Source organism: Ectopseudomonas composti (assembly GCF_001567565.1).
Taxonomy (GTDB): Bacteria; Pseudomonadota; Gammaproteobacteria; order Pseudomonadales; family Pseudomonadaceae; genus Aquipseudomonas; species Aquipseudomonas composti_A.
The window spans coordinates 317,018-336,633 of sequence record NZ_LSSW01000028.1 but is presented as its reverse complement, the minus strand read 5'-3'; the positions used below and the strand labels follow the sequence as shown (position 1 = coordinate 336,633).

The window sequence follows — 19,616 nt, the reverse complement described above, 5'->3', positions numbered from 1 at the left end:
CACCTACCCCCGCCCCTACTTGCAGCACCGCGCGCCAATCAGGTGCAGTGGCTGCGCTCAATCGCCCCGATAGGTGGTCTTGCCGATCCCTGGCCTCTAGAATCGCCGTCACGCTTTCTGGAGACTCCGCACATGCTGATGGTGATTTCACCGGCCAAGACTCTCGACTACGAGACGCCACCCGCCACCCCGCGCTTCACCCAACCCGAACACCTCGACCATGCCCAGGAACTGATCGCCCAACTACGCGACTTCAGCCCGGCACAGATCGCCAAGCTGATGGGCCTGTCGGACAAACTCGCCGGCCTCAATGCCGCGCGCTTCGGCAGCTGGGAGCGGCCGTTCAACCCATCCAATGCCAAGCAGGCGCTGCTGGCGTTCAAGGGCGACGTGTACACCGGCCTCAATGCCGAGGATTTCTCCGAAGACGACTTCGATTTCGCCCAGGCCCACCTGCGCATGCTCTCCGGCTTGTACGGCGTGCTGCGTCCGCTCGATCTGATGCAGGCCTATCGCCTGGAGATGGGCACCAAACTGGCCAACGGCCGCGGCAAGGATCTCTACGCATTCTGGGGCGAGCGCATCAGCGGCTGGCTGAACGACGCACTGGCCGCGCAGGGCGATGACGTGCTGCTCAACCTGGCGTCCAACGAGTACTTCGGCGCGGTCAAGCGCAAGGCCTTGAACGCACGCATCATCGACACCGAGTTCAAGGACCTGAAGAACGGCCAGTACAAGATCATCAGCTTCTACGCCAAGAAGGCCCGTGGCCTGATGGCGCGCTACGTGATCAAGGAGCGCCTGAGCAACCCCGAAGGCCTGAAGGACTTCAACTACCAGGGCTACCGCTACTCGGCCGAGCACTCCAAGGCCGACAGCCTGGTTTTCCTGCGCGACCAGGCGCAAGACTGACCCCTCATCCCGCCGAGCCCATGCACCGCTCATCGGCTGCTGCATGGGTTCGGCCACTGCGCTTGCCGATCCCCTCCTTACCGGCCCTGCCGCTTCGTTGCGCCCTGAGCGCTGCGCCTGACAAAAATTCCCTCGCCGCTGCGTTTGCTTCTCAAAACCTGTTTGGCATCACAGTTTCAGCGCAACTTCATTTCCTTGCGAACTTATTGCGCTACTTAGTTATCGGATAGTTGCAAGCGCATTAATGCACATATTGCCATCATGCATTTTGCAACTTGCCATTATATTGCAATCAATTTAGCCGTTCAGCTCCGGTTCAGCTACAGGACGAACGGTAGGAACTATCCGAAAGGGCCGCCACTCATACAGCCCGTAACACATTTCAATACATAACTTTCTCAACCACTGAACCTGCCAAATAGCGAATTAACTTTCGCCGGACAGCTTCGCCCCGACGAAAGTTAGCGTGTTTCACAGGGAGATTTAGCAACCCGCCAGAGTACCGAGATAGAGGCCTCAAGCAAGGCCAAAGCAAACATATCAAAGGGCCACCTGTTTATATAAAGGCCCGCATTTGGTGCCACTTCCGGCGCCCTAACCTACTTATGCCTGAATGAACTTGCTCATCTTAAAAAAGCAAGTTCACGGATTAGTTTTGGCCAAATGGCCAGTATTTGAAACTGCATCGAACGGACGAGGTGAATACCATGCGAATCAGTATCTTCGGTTTGGGTTATGTAGGTGCCGTCTGTGCCGGCTGTTTGTCGGCACGTGGTCACGATGTGATTGGCGTGGATATCTCCGCGAACAAGATCGACCTGATCAATAACGGCAAATCGCCCATCGTCGAACCGGGCCTGGAAGAACTGCTGCAACAGGGTCTGCGTCAGGGTCGCCTGCGTGGCACCACCGACGTCGCCGCTGCGGTTCTGGAAAGCGATGTATCGTTTATCTGCGTCGGCACGCCGAGCAAGAAGAACGGCGACCTGGAACTGAACTACATCGAAGGCGTTTGCCGTGAAATCGGCATGGCCATGCGCGACAAGAGCGAGCGCCACACCGTGGTGGTACGCAGCACCGTGCTGCCGGGTACTGCCAAGAACGTGGTACTGCCAATTCTCGAAGACTGCTCGGGCAAGAAGGCCGGCGTCGATTTCGGCCTGGCGGTGAACCCCGAGTTCCTCCGTGAAAGCACCGCGATCAAGGACTACGACTTCCCGCCGATGACCGTCATCGGTGAGCTGGACACCGCCTCCGGCGACCTGCTGGCCAGCATCTACGAAGAGCTCGACGCCCCGATCATCCGCAAGGACATCGAAGTCGCCGAGATGATCAAGTACACCTGCAACGTCTGGCACGCAGCCAAGGTCACCTTCGCCAACGAGATCGGCAACATCGCCAAGGCCGTCGGCGTCGATGGCCGCGAAGTGATGGATGTGGTCTGCCAGGATCACAAGCTCAACCTCTCCAAGTACTACATGAAGCCCGGCTTCGCCTTCGGCGGCTCCTGCCTGCCCAAGGACGTGCGCGCCCTGAACTACCGCGCCGGCAGCCTGGACGTGGAAGCTCCGCTGATCGGCTCGCTGATGCGCAGCAACGCCGCCCAGGTGCAGAAGGCCTTCGACATCATCGCCAGCCATCACTCGCGCAAGGTCGCCCTGCTCGGCCTGAGCTTCAAGGCCGGCACCGATGACCTGCGTGAAAGCCCGCAGGTGGAACTGGCGGAAATGCTCATCGGCAAGGGTTTCGACCTGAGCATCTACGACCGCAACGTCGAGTACGCCCGTGTTCACGGCGCCAACAAGGACTACATCGAGTCGAAGATCCCGCACGTTTCCTCGCTGCTCAACAGCGACCTGGACGACGTGGTGGCCAAGGCCGACATCATCGTCCTGGGCAACAGCGACGAGCGCTTCGCCAAGCTGGCCGAGCAGGCGCCGAGCGGCAAACGGGTGATCGACCTGGTCGGTTTCATGCCTCACGCCAGCAATGGCGTGACCGAAGGCATCTGCTGGTAAGGACCCGAGCGTACCTGCACGCCCCGCGCGTGCAGGTACCCGGAGGCGCATATGGATAAGCTCAAGAACGGCCTCAACCAAGCCAGCGGCTGGATGCTCTATCTCAGCCTGCTGATGCTTCTGGCACTGGCCCTGCCACGCACGGTGTTCGACCCCGAGTCGCGGGACTTCCTCCTGCTCATCGGTATCGTCGGCATCTGGCGCTACTCCATGGGGGCCATGCACTTCGTGCGCGGCTGCCTGTTCCTTTACCTGGTCTATCCCTGGTATCGCCGCAAGGTTAAAAAACTCGGCAAGGACGCCGACCCCTCTCATGTCTTTCTGATGGTCACCAGCTTCCGCATCGAGGCGCTGACCACAGCAATGGTCTACCGCTCGGTGATCCGCGAAGCGATCGACTGCGGCTACCCGACTACCGTGGTGTGCTCGATCGTCGAGCTGTCCGACGAGTTGCTGATCAAGAACCTCTGGGCCCAGGCCGAGCCGCCGGCGCATGTCAGCCTGGACATCGTGCGCATTCCCGGCACCGGCAAGCGTGACGGCCTGGCCCACGGTTTCCGCGCCATTTCCCGGCAGATGCCGGACCGCGATGCGGTGGTGGCGGTGATCGACGGCGACACCGTGCTCGAGCCGCAGGTGGTACGCAAGTGCGTGCCCTGGTTCAAGCTCTTCCCCAACGTCGGCGGCCTGACCACCAACGAGTTCTGCGAGGTACGCGGCAGCTACATCATGAGCGAGTGGCACAAGCTGCGCTTCGCTCAGCGCCACCTCAACATGTGCTCGATGGCGCTCTCCAAGCGCGTACTGACCATGACCGGGCGCATGTCGGTGTTCCGCGCCAGCGTGGTGACCAACCCCGAGTTCATCACCGACGTGGAAAGCGATCACCTGGAGCACTGGCGCCTCGGCCGCTTCCAGTTCCTCACCGGTGACGACAAGTCCAGCTGGTACAGCCTGATGCGCCTGGGCTTCGACACCTTCTACGTGCCGGATGCAGCGATCAACACGGTCGAGCACCCGCCGGAGAAGAGCTTCATCAAGGCCAGCCGCAAGCTGATGTTCCGCTGGTACGGCAACAACCTGCGGCAGAACTCGCGCGCCCTGCGTCTGGGCATGGGTCGCCTCGGCGCCTTCACCAGCCTGGTGCTGTTCGACCAGCGTGTGTCGATGTGGACCTGCATCCTCGGCCTGTGCGTGGCGATCATCGCCAGCATCAAGTACAGCCTGATGTACCTGCTGATCTACCTGCTGTGGATCGGTTGCACGCGGCTGATCCTGACCCTGCTGCTGATGCTCTCCGGGCACCGTATCGGCCCGGCCTACCCGGCGCTGCTCTATTACAACCAGATCGTCGGTGCGCTGGTGAAGATCTACGTGTTCTTCCGCCTCGACCAGCAGTCCTGGACGCGCCAGAACACCAAGCTCAATCGCGGCCTGTCCAGCTTCGCCAATTGGTTCAACAGCTGGTCATCGCGTGCCATGACCTTCTCTGCCTCCTGTGTCTTCATCGCCGCGCTGCTGGCGCTGGTTTGACCGTACTCGAATAGGAAATAGCCACCATGAACTCCGTCGCCAATCACAACGTCGTCCATGAGTCCGAGGCCCAGCGCCAGCACGCCCGCGTCAAACTGCCGGGGCGTCTGCGCTTCACCAATGCCAAGGGCGAGCGCATCGATGCGCGCCTGCAGGATGTCTCTGCCGGCGGCTTCAGCTTCACCAACGAAAAGACCACGCACAAGGTCGGCGACTTCCATCGCGGCCAGTTGCAGTTCCAGCTCGACAGCATGGTGCTGGGCCTGGACGTGGAATTTCAGGTCAACTCGGTGCAGCCCGAGCACAACCGCGTCGGCTGCCAGTTCCATGGCGTCGGCGCCCGCGAGACCGCAGCCCTGCGCCACCTGATCAGCAGCCACCTGGCCGGCGAGCTGGTCAACGTCGGCGAAGTGCTGCACATCCTGCAGCGCGACAACTTCACCAAGGCGCGCAAGAACGGCGGCAGCGGTGGTATGGGTATGTTCGGCCGCCTGCGCGCCGTGACCTTCAGCGGCGCCATCTTCCTCATCGGCCTGGCCGCCTTCGGCTACATCGGCAAATCGATCTACGGCCTGTACTTCGTCACCCACGCGCAGTCGGCGCAGATCAGCCTGCCGGCGCTGCAGGTGACCATGCCGCGTGAAGGCAGCGTGCAGAGCCTGGCGCAACCCGACGGCATCGTCGAGAAAGGCGCGCCGATTGCCACCTTCACCACCAGCATGCTGGAAATGCTCAAAGGCCATCTGGGCGACGACCAGCTCGAGCCGAGCCAGATCGAAGCGCTGTTCGCCCGCGAGATGCAAGGCACCCTGACCAGCCCGTGCAACTGCAAGATCTCCCGCCAGCTGGTGGCCGACGGCCAGTTCGCCAGCAAGGGCGACGTGATCTTCGAACTGGTGCCACAGGACGGCATCGCCACCGTCAGCGCCAGCTTCCCCTACCGCCACCTGGAACAGGCACGCCCTGGCACCCCGGTGACCTTCAAGGTGGCGGGCGAAGACCAGTCGCGGCGTGGTGAGATCGTCAGCAGCGCGCTGCATGACGGTGGCCTGAGCTCGGACATCCGCGTGGTGATCCAGCCCGAGGAAACCCTGCCAGCCAGCCTCGCCGGGCAACCGGTGGACGTGGTCATCGACCGTGGCCCGTCGCTGGACTGGCTGGTCGATCGCGCCGTCGCGGCAGGTCGATAAGGAGATCGCCGTGAGCATGCCCCTACTTCGCCCTGCCCTGCTCGGCCTTGCCGTCAGCGCCACGCTGGCCGGTTGCGCCGGCCTGCCGGATGAGCGCCTGGCCCGCGAAGCCCTGCAAAGTGGCGACCAGCAGACGGCCGAGTGGCATTTTCGCCAGCTTGCCGAGATGGGTTACAGCGGCGCGCAGATCGGCCTGGCCGACATCTACGCAGCAGGCGGCCAGACCCAGGATCTGGATGAGGCCGAGCGCATCTACCGCCAGGCCCTGGACGGCTCGCCGCGTGCCAAGGCGCGCCTCGGCAAGCTGCTGGTGCGCAAGCCCGGCAGCACCCTGGCCGAGCGCAAGGAAGCCGCCGAGCTGCTGGAGAGTGCAGCGCAGGCTCGCGAGCCGAGCGCGCTGCTGCCGCTGACCGAACTCTACCTGTTCTACCCACAGGACTTTCCCGCCATGAACCTCGCGCAACGTATCCAAGACTGGCGCCAGCAGGGTCTGCCGCAGGCAGAACTGGCGCAGATTCTTCTGTATCGCACCGATGGCACCTACGACCAGCACCTGGGTGAGATCGAGCGCATCTGCCAGGCTCGCCTGGCCAGCAACGACGCCTGCTACGCCGAACTGGCCACGGTGTACCAGAAGCAGAACCGCGAAGACGACCGCCAGGTACTGATCGAGCAACTGCTGGCGGGTTATCGCGTCGGTAACGTTTCGCCCAATCAGGTCGAGTCCGTGGCCCAGGTCCTCAGCGATCCTGAGCTGGGCCAGCCGCAACCGCAGCTGGCGCAGGACCTGCTCGAAGCCATCGCGCCGAACTACCCGGCCGCCTGGGTCAGCCTCGCGCGCCTGCTCTACGACTATCCGGGACAGGGCGATACCGACACCCTGCTCGGTTACCTGGACAAGGGCCGCGACGCTGCCCTGCCACGCGCCGAACTGCTGCTCGGACGCCTGTACTACGAAGGCAAGCTGCTGCCGCAGCAGCCGAAGAAAGCCGAAGAGCACCTGCGCAAGGCGGCGCCGAGTGAGCCCAGCGCCAATTACTACCTGGGGCAGATCTACCTGCGCGGCTACCTCGGCGAGGTCTACGCGCAAAAAGCTCTCGATCACCTGCTCAGTGCCGCGCGCGCCGGTCAGCTCAGCGCCGACTTCGCCCTGGCGCAGATGTTCAGCCAGGGCCGTGGGGTCAAGCCCAACCCGGTCAACGCCTACGTATTCAGCCAACTGGCCCTGCCGCGCAACACGCCGCCGACCATCGAGCTGGCCCACGCGGTGACCGCGAACCTGACCCCGGCACAACTGGCCGAAGGCCAACGCCTGCTGCGTGAAGAGCGCGATGCACGCGGCATCGTCCTGCAGCAGCAGGCCGCCCTGCAGGCGAGCCAGCCATGAACAAGGATTCACGCATGCAGTTGAACAAGATCGTCAGCCAGCTGGGCCTGAGCGCCAGCCTGCTGGCAGCCAGCGCGGCCTGGGCGGCGGATGCGCCGAAGAACTTCGGCCTGGATGTGAAGATCACCGCGCAATCGGAAGACGACCGCGACCTCGGCACCCGTGACGGTGGCGACGTAAACGGCATCGGCCTCGATCTGCGCCCCTGGGTCTATGGCCAGCGCGGTGACTGGAGCGCCTTCGCCATGGGCCAGGCGGTCACCGCCACCGACACCATCGAAACCGACCCGCTGCAGGACGACGGCGAAGACAGCACGCAGCGCAGCGATGCGCGCCAGCCGGACAAGAGCTACCTGGCCATGCGCGAGTTCTGGGTCGACTACGCCGGCCTCACCGCCTACCCGGGCGAGCACCTGCGTGTGGGTCGCCAGCGCCTGCGCAGCACCGACGGCGCCTGGTGGGACAGCAATATCGAAGCCGTGCAATGGCAGTTCGATACCACCTTGCTGCAAGCCACTGCCGGGGTCGCCGAGCGCTTCTCCGACTACCGCACCGACCTCGATGACCTGGCCCCCGAGGACGAGGATCGCCGTCACTACTTCGCCGGCCTCGACTACCAGTGGACGCCCGGCCACCGCATCGGCGCCAACCTGCACCACAGCCGCGACGACGGCCACCTGGCCAACCCCGGCGAGCGCATCGACGAGCTGAGCAAACGCTACACCGGTGACCTGACCTGGTTCGGCCTGCATGCCGATGGCGGCTTCTTCGAGCGCGATTCGCGCAACCGTCTCGCCTACTGGGCGCAGTTCACCTGGCTCAAGGGCGACACCGACCAGCTGCAGCAGCAGGTGGTGGGCGACGAACGTCTGGCCACCGGCTCGCGCAGCCAGGACGTCGACGCCTGGGCCGTGGATCTGGGCCTGCGCTACGAACTCGACGAGCACTGGAAGGTCGGTGCCGCCTACTCCCGTGGTAGCGGCGGTGGCGATGAAAGCGAATCGCACCAGTTCATGCAGACCGGTCTGGAAAGCAACCGCGCCAACTTCACCGGCGTCCAGTCGCGCCTGCACCGTTACGGCGAGGCCTTCCGCGGCGAACTTTCCAACCTGCAGGTGGCCAGCGCCTTCAGCTCCTGGGAGCTGAACGAGGACTACGACGCCAGCCTGGTCTACCACCGTTTCTGGCGCGTCGATGGCGACCAGGATGTCGGCGACAGCGGCATCACCGCACCGCTGGTGGCTGGCGAAAAAGACATCGGTCAGGAAGTCGACCTGGTGCTGACCCGCTACTTCAAGCAGGGCCTGCTGCCGGCGGCCGTCGCCGAACAACTGGACGAGCGTTCGGCCCTGGTACGCCTGCGCGCCGGCGTGTTCCTGCCGGGCGACGCCTACGGCAGCGGCACCGACTCGGTGATGCACCGCGCCTTCGTCGACTTCATCTGGCGCTTCTGAGGGATCGGATCATGCAACCCAACGGTTTAGCCCTACCCCTGCTGCTCAGCGCGCTGTGCCTCACGGCGCCGCTGGCCCAGGCCAACCCGATACAGCACCAGTTCGACTACCGCGTGCGCAGCGCACCGGCAGACGAGCTGCACTTGGAAGCTCCGAAGCTGCCGGACCTGTCCGGCTACACCAAGGAGGCCGTGCTGGCGAAGATTCCACAAGGCGAGAAAGGCCAGGTGGTCGTTCGGCGCATGCTGCGCCAGGACGCGCTGAAAGACTTCACCGGCGGCAACGAGCGCCTCCGTGAATGGATCAAGCGCCAGCAGGGCATGCCCCAGGCGATCTTCATCGAAGGTGGTCTGGTCACCCCTCAGGACCTGGCCAAGGCCCTGCCCGACAGCCAGTTCGCCGAGCAGCAGCCGGGCGTATACATCGCCCGCCTGCCCATCGTCGTGGCCGAAGGCGCGACGCTGCACGTGGGCAAGGAAACCCGTGAGCTGCGCCTGTCGCAGGAGCGCGGCTCGTTCCTGGTCAACGATGGCCTGATGTTCCTCACCGACACCCGCGTCACCGCCTGGCGCGAGGCCGACAACGGCCCGGCGACCATGCGTGACAACGGCAAGGAATTCCGCCCGTTCCTGGTGTCCTGGGGCGGCAGCGAGCTGTACATCGCCGGTAGCGTGCTGACCAGCCTGGGCTACGACAACTCCAAGTCCTATGGCGTATCGATCACCCAGTACACGCCGAACATGCACGAGCGCCTGCAACGCCCGGAGCCGACCGGCTGGCTGATCGACTCGGAGTTCGTCGACCACTGGTACGGCTTCTACTGCTACGAAGCGCAGAACGTGGTGATCAAGGGCAACACCTACCGCGACAACATCGTCTACGGCATCGACCCGCACGACCGCTCGCACGGCCTGATCATCGCCGAGAACACCGTGTACGGCACCAAGAAGAAGCACGGCATCATCATCTCCCGCGAGGTCAACGACAGCTGGATCATCAACAACGAGAGCTACGACAACAAGCTCTCCGGTGTGGTCATCGACCGTAACAGCGAACGCAATCTGATCGCCTACAACCGCGTGCACGGCAACCACTCCGACGGCATCACCCTGTACGAGAGCGGCGACAACCTGCTGTGGGGCAACCAGGTAATGCGCAACCAGCGCCACGGCATCCGCATCCGCAACAGCGAGAACATCCGCCTCTACGACAACCTCTCGGCGATGAACCAGCTCACCGGCGTGTACGGCCACATCAAGGATCTGTCCGACACCGACCGCGACCTCAAGCTCGACCCGTTCGACACCAAGATCTCGATGATCATCGTCGGCGGCACCCTGGCCGGTAACGGCTCCAGCCCGATCAATATCGACTCGCCGCTGTCGGTCGAGCTGTACCGCGTGAAGATGCTCGCGCCGCGCAAGAGCGCCGGTATCCAGCTCGCCGGCATCCTCGGCGAGAAGCAGGACGAAATCCTTGACCTCATGGTGCGCCAGCGCCTGCCCGTGCTCATCGACCCGATCGAGCCCGAGCCGATGACCAACTGACGAGGCCTCCCATGACCGCATACAAACTGAAAACCCTGGCCCTGGCAGTGACCTGCGCCGCCTTCGGCAGCAACCTGCAGGCCGAAGAGCGCCAGGCACCGCACTACCAGGTCGAAGACTGCTGCTCGCTGTGCCCGGCCGCGCACGATGCCAGCCGCTACACCACCAACTACATGAAGAACTTCGTCACCCTGATGGATGCCGACGAGGGCTGGCTATTCCGCAGCGTCGAGGACCTGCGCACCGAGTTCGGCACCAGCGAGGTCGGCTACCAACGCCTCAAGGAGTTGCGCGACGGCCTCAAGCAGCGTGGCGTGGAGCTGGTGGTGGTCTACCAACCGACCCGTGGCCTGGTCAATCGCAGCAAGCTGCGCCCGGCCGACTATGAACGTTTCGACTACGACAAGGCCCTGCGCAACTATCGTCAGGCGCTGAGCCGCTTCGAGCAGCTGGGCATCTGGGTGCCGGATCTGAGCGGGCTTACCGACGAGAAGGATGCCAAGGAGTTCTACTTCCGCCGCGACCAGCACTGGACACCTTACGGCGCCGAGCGCACCGCGCGCCTGGTGGCCGAAACGGTCAAACGCATCCCCGGCTTCGAAGATATTCCGCACAAGGAATTCGTCACCGAACGCGTCGGCCTGATGGGCAAGACCGGCACCATGCAGAACGTCGCCAGCCAACTGTGTGGCACCGGTTATGCGGTGCAGTACGTCGATCAGTTCATCACCGAACCGAAGAATGCCAGCGATGGCGACGCCCTGTTCGGCGATGAGAGCAGCCCGCAGATTGCCTTGATCGGTACCAGCCACAGTGGCAAGAACTACAACTTCGGCGGCTTCCTCGAACAATACCTGGGCACCGACGTGCTCAACGCCGCCTTCCCCGGCGGCGGCCTGGAAGGTGCGATGCTCGAATACCTGGCCAGCGATTCGTTCCAGAACGATCCGCCGAAGGTCCTGATCTGGGAATTCTCGCCGCTCTACGACCTGGCCTCGGACAAGATCCACCGCCAGCTGATGGCCACCCTGAACAACGGCTGCAGCGGCCAGACCGAGCTGCTGAGCAGCAAAAAACGCCTGCATCCGGGCAGCAACGAAGTGCTGGTCAACGGCGAGAACAAGCTGCTGACCCTGCGCGGCAACCGCCACCAGCTCGATCTGCGCTTCAGCGATCCATCGGTCAAGCGCGTCGACGCCACCATCTGGTACCTCAACGGCCGCCGCGAGCAGCTCAAGCTGGAAAAACCCAACACCGTCGACACCGACGGACGCTTCGCCGTGGAGCTGCGCGACGAGCCGGGCTGGGGCGACGAGAACTTCTTCGCCCTGGAAATCCAGAAGCCCGAAGACAGCGCCGACGACCTGAAAGTCCAGGCCAGCCTGTGCCAGCGCCCGAGCGGGCCTGGCCAGCAGGTCGCGCAGCATCACGCGAACGACTGAGGAGGCCACCATGCCTGCACGACTCGCACCCTTCACCCTTGTGGCGCTGCTACTCAGCGCCCCGGCCTTCGCCGCGCTGCAACCGCCGACGGGCTACTACGCCGCCGTGGGCCAGCGCGAGGGCAAGGCCCCTGCCTGCCCGGCGGTGCCGCAGCCGTACACCGGTGAGTTGCAGTTCACCAGCAAGTACGAGGGTTCCGGCAAGGCACGCGCCACCCTCAACCGCAAGGCGGAGAAGAACTTCCGCGAGCAGACCTCGCACATCACCCGCCTGGAGAAGGAAGCCGGGCGGATGATCACCGGCTACATGCGCACCGGTCAGCCGGAGCGGCTGGAATGCGCCATCGAATGGCTCGACCAGTGGGCCAGCGCCGATGCGCTGGAGTCCGATCAGTTCAACCACACCGGCAAGTCGATGCGCAAATGGGCACTCGGCAGCCTGGCCGGCGCCTGGCTGCGCCTGAAGTTTTCCGAGTCGCAGCCACTGGCCGCTTACCCGCAGCAGAGCGCCCGCATCGAAGCCTGGTTCACTCGCCTGGCCGAGCACACGGTACGTGAGTGGAGCGACCTGCCGCTGCGCAAGATCAACAACCACAGTTACTGGGCCGCCTGGTCGGTCATGGCGGTGGCGGTGATCGACGATCGTCGCGACCTGTTCGACTGGTCCGTCAGCCAGTTCCGCATCGCCGCCAATCAGGTCGACAACGAGGGCTACCTGGCCAACGAAATGCGCCGCAGCCAACGTGCCCTGGCCTACCACAACTACGCCCTGCCACCGCTGGCGATGATCGCCGCGTTCGCCGAGGCCAACCAGGTCGACCTGCGTGGCGAGAATCACGGCGCCCTGCAGCGCCTGGCCGAACGGGTGCTGCAGGGCGCGCGCAACCCGGCAGCGTTCGCCCAGCGTACCGGCGCCAAGCAGGACATGAGCGAGCTGCGCAAGCACTTCAAGTACGCCTGGCTGGCGCCCTACTGCAGCCTCTACGCCTGCAGCGAGCAGACCCGTGAACTGAACCAGGAGATGGGGCCGTTCAACAGCTTCCGTCTGGGTGGCGAGGTGACCCAGGTGTTCGACGGCGGGCGTTGATGCACTGCTCTTGTAGGAGCGGCTTCAGCCGCGATTTTTTTCGCGGCTGAAGCGGAATGCCGCCCAGCCGCTCCTACAGGACGTAACAAAACAAACCCTCCGCTCGCGGGGGGAAAGGGGGGCGCTGCCCCGGCTGTTTTCGGAGAAGCACGGATGGTCTTTTCATCCAACGTCTTTTTGTTCCTGTTCCTGCCGATCTTCCTCGGCTTGTATTACCTGTGCCCGAATCGCGGGCGCAACCTGCTGATCCTGATCGGCAGCTACACCTTCTATGCCTGGTGGCGGGTGGATTTCCTCCTGCTGTTCGCGGCCGTGACGATGTGGAACTACATCTTCGGCCTGCGTATCCATGCGCATGCCGGCACCGAGACCGCACGCCGCTGGGTGGTGGCCGGGGTGATCGGCAACCTGGCCACGCTGGGCTACTTCAAGTACGCCAACTTCGGCGTGGCCAACATCAATGCCGTGCTCGAATCCTTCGGCCTCGAGCCCTTCGTGCTGACCTCGGTGATCCTGCCGATCGGTATCTCCTTCTACATCTTCCAGTCGATCAGCTACCTGATCGACGTGTACCGCAAGGACACCGAGCCGACGCGCAACCTGATCAACTTCGCCGCGTTCATCGCCCTGTTCCCCCAGCTGATCGCCGGCCCGGTGCTGCGCTACAAGGACCTGGCCGACCAGTTCACCGACCGCACGCACAGCCTGGACAAGTTCAGCGAAGGCGCCACGCGCTTCATGCAAGGCTTCGTCAAGAAGGTGTTCATCGCCGACAGCCTGGCACCGCTGGTCGATCACTGCTTCGCCCTGCAGAACCCCAGCACCGGCGACGCCTGGCTGGGCATGATCGCCTACACCGCGCAGCTGTACTTCGACTTCTCCGGCTACAGCGACATGGCCATCGGTCTGGGCCTGATGATGGGCTTTCGCTTCATGGAGAACTTCAACCAGCCCTATATCAGCCAGTCGATCACCGAGTTCTGGCGGCGCTGGCACATCAGCCTGTCGACCTGGCTGCGTGACTATCTCTACGTACCGCTGGGTGGCAACCGTCACGGCACCTTCAACACCTACCGCAACCTGTTCCTGACCATGCTGCTCGGCGGTTTCTGGCACGGCGCCAACTGGACCTTCCTGATCTGGGGCGCCTGGCACGGCACCTGGCTGGCCATCGAGCGCGCCCTCGGCGTAAAGGCCGCACCGACGCTGTTCAACCCGCTGAAATGGGCCTTCACCCTGCTGCTGGTGATGCTCGGCTGGGTGATCTTCCGCGCCGAGAACCTGGACGTGGCCGGACGCATGTACGCCGCCCTGTTCAGCTTCAGCGACTGGCACCTGAGCGGGCTGACCCTGGCCAGCATCACCGGCCTGCAGATGGTCACGCTGGTGCTGGCCTGGGTGGTGATCGCCGTCAACGGCGCCCGCCAGTTCCTCGCCAGCCGCAACCGTGAGCCGGCGCTGACCCTGGCCAGCGCCGGTGTCGCCCTGCAGGCCATCGACCTGCGCCTGGTGGCCGTGCGCGGCGCCCTGCTGCTGCTGTTCTGCGCCTCGCTGCTCAAGCTCTCGGCGCAGAGCTACTCCCCCTTCCTCTACTTCCAGTTCTGAGCGGAGGCCGAGCATATGAGTCGTCCCATCAAGACCCTGTACGTCGTACTGTTCATCCTGTTGCTGCTGCCCGTCAGCCTGCTGGCCCTGACCAGGCTCGCCGACTACCACATGCCGGCCAAGCCCAGCGTGCTGAATGGCAGCCTGGCCAAGAGCATCGAGCACCACTATGACGAGAACTTCCCGCTCAAGCAGGCCGGTATCAACCTCTGGGCCGCCCTGGAGTACCTGGCGTTCGGCGAAGGCCGCAGCGGCCTGGTAGTCGGCGAGGACGGCTGGCTGTACTCGGACGAGGAGTTCGATCCGGTAGCCGATGGTCAGCGCCAGTTGCGCGACAACCTGGCGCTGATCCGTGGCGTGCAGCGCCAGCTGGAAGAACGCGATATCCAGCTGTTGCTGGCCATCGTTCCGGCCAAGACCCGTCTGTATCCGGAACACACCGGCGCCCATCAGCCCAGCGCGCTGCAGCGCAGCCTGTACCCGCGCTTCCATCGCGCGGTGCGCAATGCCGGCATCGCCGCGCCGGACCTGCTCGGTCCACTGCAGGCGGCCAAGAGCGAGGCGCCGATGTTCCTGCGCACCGACACTCACTGGACGCCGCAAGGTGCCGACGTGACCGCCCGCGCCCTGAGCGACGTGGTGCACAGCGCCATGCAACTGCGTGGCGAGCCGCAGCAGTTCGTCACCGAGACCGTGCAGACCCGCTCGCACCAGGGCGACCTGACCCGTTTCCTGCCACTGGCACCGCTGTTCGAAAGCCTGATGCCGCAGGCCGACCGCCTGCAGCAACGCGAAACCCACGCCGCCGAAGCGAGCGGTGACGACCTGTTCGGCGACAGCGATCTGCCGGTGGCGCTGGTCGGCACCAGCTACAGCGCCAACCCATCGTGGAACTTCGCCGGCGCGCTGCGTGAGCACTTGCAACGCGATCTAGCCAACTACGCCGAGGAAGGCGGCGGCCCGCTGGTGCCGATGCTCAAGTACCTGCAAAGCGAGGAACTGAAGAACGACCCACCGCAGCTGGTGATCTGGGAATTCCCCGAGCGCTACCTGCCGATGACCAGCGACTTCACCGATTTCGACCCGCAATGGCTCGCCGCGCTGAAAAACGGCGGCGAGCGCCAGGGGCTGGCTGCCGCCAGTCACTGATTCATCCCCCAAGGAGGACTATCCGATGAACACTCAAACCACTCTACGCCGCTTCACTCTGGGCGCCTGCGCCCTGGCCCTGGGCCTCGGCATGATCCAGGCGCACGCCGATGACGGCGCCCTCTACGGGCCCAAGGCACCGAAAGGCTCGGCCTTCGTGCGCGCCTACAACGCCAGCAGTGCCGAGCTCGATGTCGCCGTCGGCCAAACCCAGCTCAAGCAGATCTCGCCGCTGGGTTCGAGCGACTTCAAATTCCTACCCGCCGGCAGCTATCAGGCCCAGGTCGGCAACACGCAGATGCCGGTGGATCTGGAGCCCGAGCACTACTACACCCTGGTCAGCCAGACCGGCGCCAAACCGCGCCTGGTCGAGGAGCCGCCCTTCACCAGCCGACAGAAAGCCCTGCTGCGCGTGCAGAACCTGAGCGACAGCACCCTCACCCTGAAGACCGCCGACGGCAAGACCGCCGTGGTCGCTGACGTCAAGCCCGATGGCCGTGGCGACCGCGAGATCAACCCGGTCAAGGTCGGCCTGGCGCTGTTCGACGGTGAGCGCAAGGTCGCCGACCTGAAACCGGTGACCCTGGAGCGCGGCGAAGTGGTCAGCCTGTTCGTCACCGGCGGCCAGGGCAAGCTGTCGCCCGTGTGGGTCAAGCGCCCCATCGACGGCTGAGACGATGAACGGATTTTCTAGAACAAGGAAAACGGCGGGTACACGCCGCACCGACACGACACGGGCATCCATCTCGTAATGAACGTTAAGGAGAGACACATCATGACCCCCATCATCCTTTCCGGTGGCAGCGGCTCCCGACTCTGGCCTCTTTCGCGCAAGCTGTACCCCAAGCAATTCCTCGCCCTGACCGGCGAACAAACGCTGTTCCAGCAGACCCTGCAGCGCCTCTCCATCGAAGGCATGCAACCGCCGGTGCTGGTGGCCAACCAGGAGCACCGTTTCATCGTCCATGAGCAGCTGGAACAGATCAGCCAGCAGGCCCAACTGCTGCTGCTCGAACCCTTCGGCCGCAACACCGCGCCAGCCGTGGCCATGGCTGCCCTGCAGCTGATGGCCGAGGGCCGTGACGAACTGATGCTGGTGCTGCCAGCCGACCACGTGCTGGACGACCAGCAAGCCTTCCGCCAGGCCCTGGCGCTGGCCACCGTGGCGGCCGAGAAAGGCGAGATGGTGCTGTTCGGTGTGCCGGCCGACCGCCCGGAAACCGGCTACGGCTACATCCGTGGCAAGGCCGACGGTGCCCTGCCCGAGGGTGTCGCGCGCGTCGCCAACTTCGTCGAGAAGCCCGATGCCCTGCGCGCCACCGAGTATGTGAAGAGTGGCGACTACTACTGGAACAGCGGCATGTTCCTGTTCCGCGCCAGTCGCTTCCTGGAAGAACTCAAGCAGCACGACGTGGACATCTACGACACCTGCCTGCTGGCGCTGGAGCGCAGCCAGCGCAAGGAAGGCGAAATCGCCATCGATCCGGCCACCTTCGCCTGCTGCCCGGACAACTCCATCGACTACGCGGTGATGGAGAAGACCAGCCACGCCTGCGTGGTGCCGCTGAGCGCTGGCTGGAACGACGTCGGCAGCTGGTCGTCGATCTGGGACGTGCACGACAAGGACGACGCCGGCAACGTCATCAGCGGTGACGTGCTGCTCGAGGACAGCCGCAACTGCCTGGTGCACGGCAACGGCAAGCTGGTGTCGGTGCTCGGTCTGGACGACATCGTGGTGGTGGAAACCAAGGACGCCACGATGATCGCCCACAAGGACCGCGTGCAAGACGTCAAGAAACTGGTCAACAGGCTCGACGAGCAGGGCCGCAGCGAAACCCAGAACCACTGCGCGGTTTACCGCCCCTGGGGCTCGTACGACTCGGTGGACATGGGCGGCCGCTTCCAGGTCAAGCACATCACCGTCAAGCCGGGCGCGCAGCTGTCGCTGCAGATGCACCACCACCGTGCCGAGCACTGGATCGTGGTATCCGGCACGGCCAGGGTGACCTGCGACGACCGCGAGTTCCTGCTCACCGAGAACCAGTCCTGCTACATCCCGATGACCTCCGTGCATCGCCTGGCCAACCCGGGCAAGATTCCGCTGGAGATCATCGAGGTGCAGTCCGGCACCTACCTGGGTGAAGACGACATCGAGCGTCTGGAAGACGTGTACGGCCGCAGCGATGCGGTGGCAGCCGTCGCCACCCATTGAGTCGTTCGTAGCCCGCATGCACTCGGGGTCGCTCTCGCCCCCGGATTGCATGCGGGCTACGCCCTTCTCACCTGCCATCCCGACCTGTGGGCCTGTCACACTCTGCGACAGGCCTCGCGGTTACCCTGACCAGACAGCTTGTGTAGGATGAGCGCAGACTTCGCAAAAGGCTGTCCTCATGCTGTTCGGTGTCGTACTCGTCATCACCTGGCTGATCCTGCTGATCCGCTACCCGACCAAGGCCCTGCCGGTGTCCATGGCCGCGCTGGTCGGTATCGGCCTGGTGGCCACCTGGGTGATCTGGCAAGAAAGCCAGGACGAACGCTACCTGGCCCATCTCGAACTGCGCCTGAGCTACGATCCGCAGCGCTGCCCCGCCGATCAACCGCTGGCCATCGACCTGAAGAACGGCAGCGATGCCGCCCTGCAAGAACTGCGCTGGGAAGTCGCGGCCTACCGCCCTGGCAACACCACCAACCTCGCCCAACGCCTGTACGAATCGCCACGCTACAGAGGCCCGGGCGAGCTGCTGCCCGGCGGCAGCTGGAGCGACTGCATGCCCCTACCCGACCTGCGCAGCGGCTATCGCCCCGCCACCCTGGAGTTTCGCGCCGAGCGCCTGCAGGGCAAGTTCATCCGTTAACCCGCTGGGCGAACTCAGCAACGCCAGCCTCGTAGCCCGGATGCAATCCGGGGATGCTGCTTGTGACGGTTCCCGGATTTCATCCGGGCTACGAAAGCGCGCGATGTGTACCGGGACGCCAGCCGCTTGCAGCGCCAGCGGACAGCTCGCCACCACCTCAATCGCTACCCCAGCATCCCCAGCCTGCTAAGCTGCAGCCCCATTCGCCGCCCAGGGAACCCCGCCATGCCCCAACCCAGCGTTCTGATCACAGGCTGCTCCAGCGGCATCGGCCGCGCCCTGGCCGACGCCTTCAAGGCGGGCGGCTACGCGGTCTGGGCCACGGCGCGCAAAGACAGTGACCTCGCGGCGCTCGAACAGGCCGGGCTGCAGGCCGTGCAGCTCGACGTCAACGACGGCGAGGCGCTGCAGCAGCTGGCAACACGCCTGAGCGAAGAGATCGGCGGCCTCGATGTGCTGATCAACAACGCCGGCTATGGCGCCATGGGCCCGTTGCTCGACGGCGGCGTGGAGGCCATGCGCAAGCAGTTCGAAACCAATGTCTTCTCCATCGTCGGGGTGACCCGCGCATTGTTCCCGCTGCTGCGCCGCAGCCGCGGTCTGGTGGTCAATATCGGCAGCGTCTCCGGCGTACTGGTTACGCCATTCGCCGGCGCCTACTGCGCGTCCAAGGCCGCCGTGCATGCCTTGAGCGATGCACTGCGCATGGAGCTGGCGCCGTTCGCCATCGAGGTCATGGAAGTGCAGCCCGGCGCCATCGCCTCCAGTTTCGCCAGCAACGCCAGCCAGCAGGCCGAGGCGCTGATCCGTGAGGATTCGCCCTGGTGGCCGCTGCGTGAAGGCATCCGGGCGCGCGCCAACGCCTCGCAGGACAACCCGACCCCAGCCAGCGATTTCGCCGCACAGCTGCTCGCCGCCGTGCAACGCGACAAACGCCCGCGCCTGCTGCGCCTGGGCAACGGCAGCCGCGCCTTGCCACTGCTCGCCGCGCTGCTGCCCAAGGCGCTGCTCGAACGCATTCTGCGCAAACGCTTCGGCCTGGTACGCAGCCTGTGAGCCAGGGCCTGCAATTGCGCTACTACGCGACTGCCGGGATCGCCGCGGCCATCGTGCTGAACCTGCTGCTGCGCACCTTCGTGCGCCTGGGCGGCGTGTTCACCACCTTGCTGATCGCCGCCGCCATCGCTGCCGGGCTAGCGCTGGTCTTTCACTGGCGTCAGGGGCGTGCACCGAGCCGTGCCGAGCGCTGGCGTTTCACCCTGCTCTATGGCGGCGTGCTCGCGCTGCTCTACCTGGGCCTGCTGGGCATGATGTACATGCAGGACACACCCAGCCCCATGGGCCTGTTTCTGTTCAGCCTGCACTACCTGTGCTACCCGCTGCTGGCCTGGTGGGCCTTTTCGCCGCGCTGGGGCCGCTGATCTCTCGTCAGGACGA

At 64.5% G+C, this 19,616-nt stretch carries 16 protein-coding genes; all 16 read left to right on the top strand.

The genetic code is table 11. The features are described 5' to 3' along the window. Positions 1-132 precede the first annotated feature (132 nt). The 16 genes from yaaA (at position 133) to PCLY_RS16255 (ending at position 19,600) form a co-directional block, all read left to right on the top strand. Entirely contained in the window at positions 133-912 is a 780-nt protein-coding gene (gene yaaA / locus PCLY_RS16330; protein ID WP_061240683.1) for a peroxide stress protein YaaA, read from the top strand. Positions 913-1,619: 707 nt separating this feature from the next. Beyond that, positions 1,620-2,930 (top strand): GDP-mannose 6-dehydrogenase, encoded by a 1,311-nt coding sequence (gene algD / locus PCLY_RS16325; RefSeq protein ID WP_061240682.1) that lies wholly within the window; start codon positions 1,620-1,622, stop codon positions 2,928-2,930. Positions 2,931-2,981: 51 nt separating this feature from the next. Then, positions 2,982-4,463 (top strand): mannuronan synthase, encoded by a 1,482-nt coding sequence (gene alg8 / locus PCLY_RS16320; protein WP_061240681.1) that lies wholly within the window; start codon positions 2,982-2,984, stop codon positions 4,461-4,463. A gap of 26 nt (positions 4,464-4,489) precedes the next feature. Next, positions 4,490-5,653 (top strand): alginate biosynthesis protein Alg44, encoded by a 1,164-nt coding sequence (locus PCLY_RS16315; RefSeq protein ID WP_061240680.1) that lies wholly within the window; start codon positions 4,490-4,492, stop codon positions 5,651-5,653. Positions 5,654-5,663: 10 nt separating this feature from the next. Continuing rightward, a complete protein-coding gene (gene algK / locus PCLY_RS16310) occupies positions 5,664-7,040 on the top strand; it encodes an alginate biosynthesis TPR repeat lipoprotein AlgK (RefSeq protein WP_082768090.1) in 1,377 nt (458 codons plus the stop codon). A gap of 14 nt (positions 7,041-7,054) precedes the next feature. Beyond that, on the top strand, positions 7,055-8,494 hold the full coding sequence (locus tag PCLY_RS16305) for an alginate export family protein (RefSeq protein WP_061240710.1): 1,440 nt from the start codon (positions 7,055-7,057) through the stop codon (positions 8,492-8,494). Between the two features lie 11 nt (positions 8,495-8,505). Beyond that, positions 8,506-10,041 carry a mannuronan 5-epimerase AlgG gene (algG, locus tag PCLY_RS16300; protein ID WP_061240679.1) on the top strand — a complete coding sequence of 512 codons (1,536 nt, stop codon included), beginning with the start codon at positions 8,506-8,508 and terminating at the stop codon, positions 10,039-10,041. An 11-nt stretch (positions 10,042-10,052) separates the two neighbouring features. Continuing rightward, on the top strand, positions 10,053-11,483 hold the full coding sequence (locus tag PCLY_RS16295) for an alginate O-acetyltransferase (RefSeq protein ID WP_061240678.1): 1,431 nt from the start codon (positions 10,053-10,055) through the stop codon (positions 11,481-11,483). A 10-nt stretch (positions 11,484-11,493) separates the two neighbouring features. Further along, entirely contained in the window at positions 11,494-12,570 is a 1,077-nt protein-coding gene (locus PCLY_RS16290) for a mannuronate-specific alginate lyase (RefSeq protein WP_061240677.1), read from the top strand. A gap of 153 nt (positions 12,571-12,723) precedes the next feature. After that, positions 12,724-14,175: an MBOAT family O-acyltransferase gene (locus PCLY_RS16285; protein WP_061240676.1), complete on the top strand. Its 1,452-nt coding sequence runs from the start codon at positions 12,724-12,726 to the stop codon at positions 14,173-14,175. A 15-nt stretch (positions 14,176-14,190) separates the two neighbouring features. After that, entirely contained in the window at positions 14,191-15,324 is a 1,134-nt protein-coding gene (locus PCLY_RS16280; protein ID WP_061240675.1) for an alginate O-acetyltransferase, read from the top strand. Between the two features lie 25 nt (positions 15,325-15,349). Further along, on the top strand, positions 15,350-15,997 hold the full coding sequence (locus PCLY_RS16275) for an alginate O-acetyltransferase AlgF (RefSeq protein ID WP_061240674.1): 648 nt from the start codon (positions 15,350-15,352) through the stop codon (positions 15,995-15,997). Between the two features lie 102 nt (positions 15,998-16,099). Next, entirely contained in the window at positions 16,100-17,536 is a 1,437-nt protein-coding gene (locus PCLY_RS16270) for a mannose-1-phosphate guanylyltransferase/mannose-6-phosphate isomerase (RefSeq protein ID WP_061240673.1), read from the top strand. A 178-nt stretch (positions 17,537-17,714) separates the two neighbouring features. Then, entirely contained in the window at positions 17,715-18,179 is a 465-nt protein-coding gene (locus tag PCLY_RS16265) for a hypothetical protein (protein ID WP_061240672.1), read from the top strand. Between the two features lie 225 nt (positions 18,180-18,404). Beyond that, positions 18,405-19,235 (top strand): SDR family oxidoreductase, encoded by an 831-nt coding sequence (locus PCLY_RS16260; protein WP_061240671.1) that lies wholly within the window; start codon positions 18,405-18,407, stop codon positions 19,233-19,235. Further along, complete coding sequence (locus PCLY_RS16255) at positions 19,232-19,600, top strand: hypothetical protein (protein WP_061240670.1); 369 nt, start codon at positions 19,232-19,234, stop codon at positions 19,598-19,600. The genes PCLY_RS16260 and PCLY_RS16255 overlap by 4 nt, the downstream gene beginning before the upstream one ends. The last annotated feature ends 16 nt before the right edge of the window (positions 19,601-19,616 follow it).

Bases quoted from the DNA above. Each gene is read 5' to 3' on its own strand.
- PCLY_RS16285 (WP_061240676.1), top strand. From the start codon at position 12,724: ATGGTCTTTTCATCCAACGTCTTTTTGTTCCTGTTCCTGCCGATCTTC.
- PCLY_RS16275 (WP_061240674.1), top strand. From the start codon at position 15,350: ATGAACACTCAAACCACTCTACGCCGCTTCACTCTGGGCGCCTGCGCC.
- PCLY_RS16265 (WP_061240672.1), top strand. From the start codon at position 17,715: ATGCTGTTCGGTGTCGTACTCGTCATCACCTGGCTGATCCTGCTGATC.
- PCLY_RS16305 (WP_061240710.1), top strand. From the start codon at position 7,055: ATGCAGTTGAACAAGATCGTCAGCCAGCTGGGCCTGAGCGCCAGCCTG.
- PCLY_RS16295 (WP_061240678.1), top strand. From the start codon at position 10,053: ATGACCGCATACAAACTGAAAACCCTGGCCCTGGCAGTGACCTGCGCC.
- alg8 (WP_061240681.1), top strand. From the start codon at position 2,982: ATGGATAAGCTCAAGAACGGCCTCAACCAAGCCAGCGGCTGGATGCTC.
- PCLY_RS16315 (WP_061240680.1), top strand. From the start codon at position 4,490: ATGAACTCCGTCGCCAATCACAACGTCGTCCATGAGTCCGAGGCCCAG.
- algD (WP_061240682.1), top strand. From the start codon at position 1,620: ATGCGAATCAGTATCTTCGGTTTGGGTTATGTAGGTGCCGTCTGTGCC.
- PCLY_RS16260 (WP_061240671.1), top strand. From the start codon at position 18,405: ATGCCCCAACCCAGCGTTCTGATCACAGGCTGCTCCAGCGGCATCGGC.
- PCLY_RS16290 (WP_061240677.1), top strand. From the start codon at position 11,494: ATGCCTGCACGACTCGCACCCTTCACCCTTGTGGCGCTGCTACTCAGC.
- algG (WP_061240679.1), top strand. From the start codon at position 8,506: ATGCAACCCAACGGTTTAGCCCTACCCCTGCTGCTCAGCGCGCTGTGC.
- yaaA (WP_061240683.1), top strand. From the start codon at position 133: ATGCTGATGGTGATTTCACCGGCCAAGACTCTCGACTACGAGACGCCA.
- PCLY_RS16280 (WP_061240675.1), top strand. From the start codon at position 14,191: ATGAGTCGTCCCATCAAGACCCTGTACGTCGTACTGTTCATCCTGTTG.
- PCLY_RS16270 (WP_061240673.1), top strand. From the start codon at position 16,100: ATGACCCCCATCATCCTTTCCGGTGGCAGCGGCTCCCGACTCTGGCCT.